Here is a 6,690-nt window from a genome sequence, read left to right as displayed (position 1 = left end):
AGGAGCTATCCTAATGGACATCAACGAAGAGTGGGTTACAGGCAGAAGATATTTGTCGGACGAGAGAGAATGATCAACCAAGGAGAGCAGGGTCAGAGAATTTACAGAAAGAAAGGTACGTTATCCAGATTCCTGCTGATCGTACATCCTCTTATCCTGAAATTGAATAGAGAAAGATTGCAGGATTTCGGGATATAGTGTGCATTCGTATTACTCTATCAATCCAACAATACTTTGGGGCATAATCAAAGGAAAATTCGATCCTCTGTATGAGGTGATCGAGGCGATAATTGTATCAGAAGAGGAGAGGCAGTAGGGACTGCCTCGGTTTCGTTTTGTTTCCGGATTAATTCGGGGGGCGGTATATCCCTTTGATCAGAACAAGCGGGGTGCCGGCATCTGCTGATCCGGTGACGAGATCCGAGAGGCTTGCAAGGACATCCTCCATCCGGCGGGGGGTTGTTCCTTCACACTCGATGCAGCTGATTCCACGGGCTTTCCGTGATTCATTCTCGATCATCTCGATGATCTCAATTTCAGATCGTCCCTCTTCATGATACTTGTCGATCAGGTACTTCATCTTCACGCCTTCACGGAGCACCTCTTTGATCCCTTTTGTTGCACCAAAGGCGGCTTTTGGATCAGCCAGTTCATAGATGCCGCTTGTCGGATCCTTGTATGCACCGTCTCCAAAAACTAAAATCTCGACATTCTTCCCGGTCATAGTGAATATTTCCTGCTGGAGGAAACAGACAAACTCTTCTGCCTCGAAAGGAGCGAGTTTGAGCCGGCAGCTCGAGGACATATTGCTCCCCAAAAGCCCCCATTCCGATGTCGGAGGGCAGGTGCCGCTGCTGCATATCTCCTGAAGAGTGCAGCAGTTACCGATTATTGTCTTCAGTACTTTCTTTGTTTTTTCACGAGGGTGGATATTGGCAATGATTACGCCGTCGGGGTTGAATTCCGCTACCCGCTTTGGGTCATTGCAGAGGACGATTTTTGGTGTGGCGCCCTCGCTTTTGATGATCTCTTTATAGAGCGTGAGATAATTGACGCCGGTTAAGGGGTGGGTATAATTACCGTCGATATCATCCGGTGTAAAGAGGCCGCCATGACGGAGATCAAGCTCCTCAGCAACCTCTGGAGGAAGGATCTGGTTGCCGACCTCGTCATCGGGATAGGAGAACCAGACGATTACCTCACCTTCCGGAACCGCTTTCGCTATGGATTCAAGGATAAGGGAGAACCGGTTCCTGCTTGCGATCGGGAAGACGACAGCTACCCGGCTATCCGGCTTGAGATTGAGAGTCTTTCTGATCTCTTTTGCCGTCTCTTCTGTTGTGATCATATTGTTCTGTGCCCGTGCCACCACCGATTCGGTGATGGAGAGGACATCGCCGTTTGCGAGCATCCCATCTTCATTCAGTCTGACTGCTTCATCAAGCAGCATCTTATGAAGATCTGATCCCGGAACGACCATTCCCATCTTGATTCCAAAGGCACAGGGGCCGACATATGATGGTAATTGAAACATGACTATCTCCTCTTCAGTACACCGTCCCTGTTCGGACGATGCTTTTTGTACTTGTATCTACTGAAAGGTTTTAGCGTTTCCGAAATGTTGATGTCAGTGGGTGGGTGCATACCGCTTCCTTCCATATCCTCTTCCCGGACAGATGGGCTTGTATGGGTTGATTGTTTCTTCACTCTCTTCTCAGGCAATTGATCCATACCAGAGGTTTGATAGAGGCTCAGGCGCATTGATCCATATGGCATCTCCAGATCACCGGGTTCTTGGGATCGGTGGTAGTCCCAGGAAAGGCGGAAATTCAGACACTCTTCTTACGCATATCCTGAAAGGGGCAGGTGAAGGCGGCTATGAAACAGAGGCTGTCCATCTCCGTGACTACCAGTTCTCCTCCTGCACCGGGTGTGAGCGGTGCAGAAAGGATAAGAGCTGTACCGGGCTTCGTGACGGCATGACGCTCCTGTACCCGGATATTCTCTCCTCAGAGGCGCTTGTTCTCGTCTCCCCAACCCATAACTACAATATCACGGCACAGATGAAGGCCTTCATCGACCGGCTCTACTGCTTCTATGATTTTGCAGATACCCGGCCGCGAGCCTGGAGCAGCCGGCTTGCCGGGCAGGGGAGACGGGCAGTGATCGCCTCGATCTGCGAACAGGAAAACCGGGAGGATATGGGATTTGCACTGGACGCCCTCCGGCTGCCGCTTCAGGCGCTTGGGTATGAGATTGTCGCGGAGATTGCCGTCTTCTCTCTCTTTGACCGTGGAGCGGTGCGGAACTGCCCTGAGGTACTGGAAGAGGCTGAGCAGGCGGGGAGGAGGCTCTCCTCTCCCATACCCTGATCGTTTTTGGAAGACAATTCAGATGGTAGCTCGTCTGAATACGTAGACACTGATTGAAAGGACAATTGCAGCCCCAATCAGAAGCCCCGCAATCGTGAATGCCGGGAAGATTCCCTCCTGCAAAGCCCGGATAGCATCGATCGCATAACTAACCGGGTTCAGGTGTGCAATTGTGGCAAGCCATCCCGGCATCTGATCATAGGGCATCAGGGCGCTGCTTGTGAAGAAGAGTGGCATTGCGATCATCGAGTTGAATGCCGCATAGGAGTCATGATCCTCAAGGCTGAGTGCCACCGTTGTCATGAAGGATGAAAGGAGCAGGCCGAAGATGAAGAGGACAAGATAGGTCTGTACAAGGAGGAGCGGGTCGAGAAACTGTGCCCCCAGGATGATCGCCATCACAAGGATGATTGTCGTCTGGATCATGCCCCGTAAGGTGATGAAGAGGATCTTGCCAAAGAGGATGCTCTCGCGGGGTGCGGGCATTGCAAGGAACTTCTGGAGAAACCCGAGGATCTTGTCGAACATCAGGAGCGCTCCACCCTGCAGCGATGCCCCGAGCATCGTCAGGACAAGAATTCCCGGGGTGATAAAGTCGAGGTAGTTATCAGTGAAGCGGATAGGAAGCGCCAGGCCTACAAAAATTAGCCATGCCGCTGGCAGGATAAGTGCGGAGATCACATTGATCTTTCCACGGCTCCATCTGCGGAAGTCCCTCTCCATGTAGTAGAGTGTCTCTCTCATATCCGCCTCCTGAGCATCGTCCGAAAGCGCTGGAAATCAAATGCCGTCGATTCGTCCTGTTCGCCGACAAGCGCAAGAAAGACATCATCAAGAGTCGGCTGGCGGATAGAGACTGATCGAACCTGCATGCCATACTCTGCCATCAGCCGGGAAAGGGCGATCCCTGCCTCCTCTCCATTTACTGCCTCAAATCTCAGTTCATCGCCTGACTGGCCGAGGTACGTGATATCGTCAGGAAATGTTCCGGTAAATGCGCCATCTGCTCGTATGGCAACGATATCCCGGCAGACATCAGCCTTCAGCTGTGCCGGTCTATCTGATGCGACCACAGTCCCGCGATCAATGATCCCGACACGGTCGCAGGCATGATCTGCCTCATCCATATAATGTGTCGTGACAAAGACCGTCATACCTTTATTTTTCAGGCTGATGATATGGTCCCAGATCCGCCGTCTCCCTCCTACATCAAGTCCGATTGTCGGCTCATCCAGGAAGAGCACCTCGGGATCGTGGACAAGCGCCTGTGCAAGTTCAAGCCTTCTTCGCATTCCGCCTGAGTATGTCCGGGTGAGATCGTCTGCCCGGTCTGCGAGCTCAAGCATTGCAAGTGCCTCGTCTGCAGTCTCATGGGGTCTTGGGATGCCGTAGAGTTTTGCATAGAAGATGACGTTCTCTCTTCCGGTGAGTTTGGGATCAACAGCCATATCCTGCGGAACATAGCTTATCTGCTCTCTCACCTGTTTTGGATTGCTGAGAATCGAATGGCCGCAGATCCATGCATCTCCTGCTGTCGGGGTGATGAGTGTCGTGAGCATCTTCACGGTGGTCGTCTTCCCTGAACCGTTTGGGCCGAGGAGGCCGAAGATCTCCCTGTCTATAGAGAGGCTCATCTCACTGACTGCAATGAGGGTGCCGAACTGCTTTGTTAATCCTGATATCTCAATAGCTGTCACCGTGCTACGCCTCACCTATGTTGTATTACTCTTTGAGGATACGATCATTTGAAAGGTTCGATCTGGTCGAGGCAGGAAAAAAGCTGGGGGGCATTCCATCAGAGCGGAATCCCAAGAACATGAAGCAGAATGATAATAATGACTCCGATAATCCCTCCGATTGCACTGATCAGGATTGTAACGATATTTATCGGGATACCGGGTTCACCGAAGATGCCGATGGCGTTTAAGATAAAGAGGATGACAATACCGATGATCGCATTATAAACAAGGTAGATTGCCTTCTTCAGGAGATAGAAGATGGCGACTGCGATCACCACTGCGATGATGATGCCAAAGAGCGAGCCGAACATACAGGAATCTCATCGCTCCTTCTATTTAAGATACTATGTCGTTTTCCCGGGTTTTATGTTTCATAGTATCCACATCATTTATCTATCTGTTTCTCCCTCTTCTCATTGGAGAGGTGACGTTATGGCACAATACAAATGCTCGGTCTGTGGCTATATCTATGATGAGGAGTCGGGTGAGCCTTCTACGAAGACGGCACCAGACACTCTTTTTGATGAACTCCCCCATGACTGGCGGTGTCCGGTCTGTGCGGCCGGGAAGGAGGCGTTCTCGGTTCTTTCCTCAGAAGGCGAATCCGGTCCTGCCCTTCCGATGATCTGGAGGTGCACTGTCTGCAACTACCGTTATTCTGAAGAAGATGGGGAACCTGCAACAAAGACACCACCCGGTACACGGTTTGCAGAACTTCCGGATATGTGGCGATGCCCGGTCTGCGGGGCTGCCCGTGCAGCCTTTGTGATGGTCCGGAAGGATGCAATTGCCCATGAAAAATCCGAAAAAACCGTATCGGATGTGATCATTGAAGGGCTTGTTGCATCCGGAATCGATCTCGTCTTCGGACTTCCCGGTACTTCATCGCTCGGACTGGTTGATGCTATCAGGAAGAACGGGAAGGTACGCTATATTGTTGTCCGCCATGAAGAGGCAGCGGCAATGGCGGCATCCGCCTACAACAAGCTTACCGGCAGAATTGCCGCCTGCCTTACGATTGCAGGCCCTGGTGCAACGAACCTCGCAACCGGCCTCTATGATGCAAAAGAGGATGGTGCATCGGTTGTCTCCTTAAACGGGCAGGTCGAGATGCAGTATACCGGCGAGTACGGGATGCAGGAGATCGACCAGGATGCATTCTTCCGGCCGATAACCGTCTATAATAATACCATCTCAGATCGGAAGATGACGCTCCTCCTCCTCTCCCGGGCGATCCGGTATGCAACACTCCGCCACGGTGTTGCCCAGCTCTCTATTCCAAATGATATCCAGAAACAGCCGCTTGATCCTTCGATCTGCAAAACAGAGATTGTGATTGTCGAGCCTGCAATAACCCCGGATGCTGCATCACTCCAGAAGGCACGGGATGCGATCGATGGTGCTGAACACCCGGTTGTGCTCGCCGGGTTTGGGGCATACCATGATGCAGATGCCGTTCTTGCCTTTGCCGAGGCGATCGATGCCCCGATCCTGACCACATACCGGGCAAAGGGTATCCTCCCCGAGGATCATCCCCGGGTGATCAGCGTGCTTGGGTCGGTCGGCTCCCCGCAGGCACGGATCCTGGCAGAGCGGGCTGATCTGATCGTTGCATTTGGTGTCGGGTTCTCGAAGTTCACGAACGTCCCGCTTGATACACGGATTATCCAGGTGGATACGAACCCCGTCAAACTTGGTGTCGGGAACATGACAATTCCGCTCTGGGGCACCTGTTCGGAGACTATCTCCCTCCTGACGCAGATGGTCGAAAAGAAGACCCGGCCCGGCCTTGCAGAGGAGATTGCAGCAATGAAGATCGCGTGGCTTGACCAGCTGGATTCCGAAGCCGATTCTAAAGCAGTCCCGATCCGCCCCCCCTATCTAATGAAGATCCTCTCTGAGAAGCTTCCTGCGGCTGCTGTCATCTGCCTGGATGTCGGGGAGAACCAGTGGTGGTTTGGGCGGAACTTCCTGATGAAGCAGCAGCGGTTTACGATGTCGGGGTACCTCGGGACGATGGGCTTTGGGTTTCCGGCAGCAATTGCGGCAAAGCTCGCCTACCCGGAGAAACAGGTCATCTGCATTACCGGTGACGGCGGATTCTCCCAGGCGATGGCGGATTTTGTCACCGCGGTGAAGTACGATCTCCCGATGGTTGTTATCATCATGAACAACCGGCAGCTCGGGATGATCCAGGTCGAGCAGCTGATGGAGAATTATCCAAACTATGGAACCGATCTCCATAACCCGGACTTTGCCGCCTATGCAGATGCCTGCGGCGGTGCGGGGATACGGGTGGAGCAGCCGGGGGACCTGGCAGGGGCGGTTGGAAAAGCGCTATCGATGAATCTGCCGGTGATCGTAGATGTAATCTGCGATGCACGGAGGATTGTGTGAGGAATCGCACGCATGTACCAGAAAGAAGCGTTGATTTACATTCTTTATATGGTAGCTCTACAATGTCACATTAACCAAGCATAATCCTATTCCTCTCCTTGAATTCACCGCATCCATAAGAGAATCATGCTGATTATTTGACTGAGTGTTTCATCCATCCAAAGAATGGTGATGACACCCTC

General features: G+C 52.2%; 7 protein-coding genes. 3 read left to right on the top strand and 4 right to left on the bottom strand.

Annotation, left to right across the window (positions count from 1 at the left end; translation table 11 throughout):
- Positions 1–198, top strand: a 198-nt coding sequence (locus tag FTO68_RS11520; RefSeq protein ID WP_255333562.1) for a hypothetical protein, incomplete at its 5' end; no start/stop codon positions are given.
- Between the two features lie 148 nt (positions 199–346).
- Here FTO68_RS11520 and FTO68_RS11515 read toward each other — a convergent pair.
- Positions 347–1,534: a coenzyme F420-0:L-glutamate ligase gene (locus tag FTO68_RS11515; protein ID WP_255333561.1), complete on the bottom strand. Its 1,188-nt coding sequence runs from the start codon at positions 1,532–1,534 to the stop codon at positions 347–349.
- Between the two features lie 235 nt (positions 1,535–1,769).
- On the opposite strand from FTO68_RS11515, the gene FTO68_RS11510 reads away from it, so the two are divergent.
- Positions 1,770–2,372 carry a flavodoxin family protein gene (locus tag FTO68_RS11510; protein ID WP_255333560.1) on the top strand — a complete coding sequence of 201 codons (603 nt, stop codon included), beginning with the start codon at positions 1,770–1,772 and terminating at the stop codon, positions 2,370–2,372.
- Positions 2,373–2,390: 18 nt separating this feature from the next.
- Here the strand turns inward: FTO68_RS11510 and FTO68_RS11505 are convergent, their stop codons facing one another.
- The 3 genes from FTO68_RS11505 to FTO68_RS11495 all read right to left on the bottom strand — a co-directional run bounded on the left by FTO68_RS11505 (position 2,391) and on the right by FTO68_RS11495 (position 4,422).
- Positions 2,391–3,116, bottom strand: a complete 726-nt coding sequence (locus FTO68_RS11505) for an ABC transporter permease (RefSeq protein ID WP_255333559.1) — start codon at positions 3,114–3,116, stop codon at positions 2,391–2,393.
- Positions 3,113–4,069 carry an ABC transporter ATP-binding protein gene (locus FTO68_RS11500; RefSeq protein ID WP_255333558.1) on the bottom strand — a complete coding sequence of 319 codons (957 nt, stop codon included), beginning with the start codon at positions 4,067–4,069 and terminating at the stop codon, positions 3,113–3,115. The genes FTO68_RS11505 and FTO68_RS11500 overlap by 4 nt, the downstream gene beginning before the upstream one ends.
- A 98-nt stretch (positions 4,070–4,167) precedes the next feature.
- Positions 4,168–4,422 (bottom strand): pro-sigmaK processing inhibitor BofA family protein, encoded by a 255-nt coding sequence (locus FTO68_RS11495; protein ID WP_255333557.1) that lies wholly within the window; start codon positions 4,420–4,422, stop codon positions 4,168–4,170.
- A 121-nt stretch (positions 4,423–4,543) separates the two neighbouring features.
- On the opposite strand from FTO68_RS11495, the gene FTO68_RS11490 reads away from it, so the two are divergent.
- Positions 4,544–6,508, top strand: coding sequence for a thiamine pyrophosphate-dependent enzyme (locus FTO68_RS11490; RefSeq protein WP_255333556.1), 1,965 nt, complete (start codon positions 4,544–4,546; stop codon positions 6,506–6,508).
- Positions 6,509–6,690 lie beyond the last annotated feature (182 nt).

The sequence above is a fragment of the Methanocalculus taiwanensis genome (genome assembly GCF_024372745.1).
GTDB classification, from domain to species: domain Archaea; phylum Halobacteriota; class Methanomicrobia; order Methanomicrobiales; family Methanocorpusculaceae; genus Methanocalculus; species Methanocalculus taiwanensis.
The sequence above is the reverse complement of the archived record's forward strand: the minus strand, read 5'-3'. Positions and strand labels throughout refer to the sequence as shown.

Bases quoted from the DNA above. Each gene is read 5' to 3' on its own strand.
- FTO68_RS11495 (WP_255333557.1), bottom strand. From the start codon at position 4,422: ATGTTCGGCTCGCTCTTTGGCATCATCATCGCAGTGGTGATCGCAGTC.
- FTO68_RS11510 (WP_255333560.1), top strand. From the start codon at position 1,770: ATGGCATCTCCAGATCACCGGGTTCTTGGGATCGGTGGTAGTCCCAGG.
- FTO68_RS11490 (WP_255333556.1), top strand. From the start codon at position 4,544: ATGGCACAATACAAATGCTCGGTCTGTGGCTATATCTATGATGAGGAG.
- FTO68_RS11505 (WP_255333559.1), bottom strand. From the start codon at position 3,116: ATGAGAGAGACACTCTACTACATGGAGAGGGACTTCCGCAGATGGAGC.
- FTO68_RS11515 (WP_255333561.1), bottom strand. From the start codon at position 1,534: ATGTTTCAATTACCATCATATGTCGGCCCCTGTGCCTTTGGAATCAAG.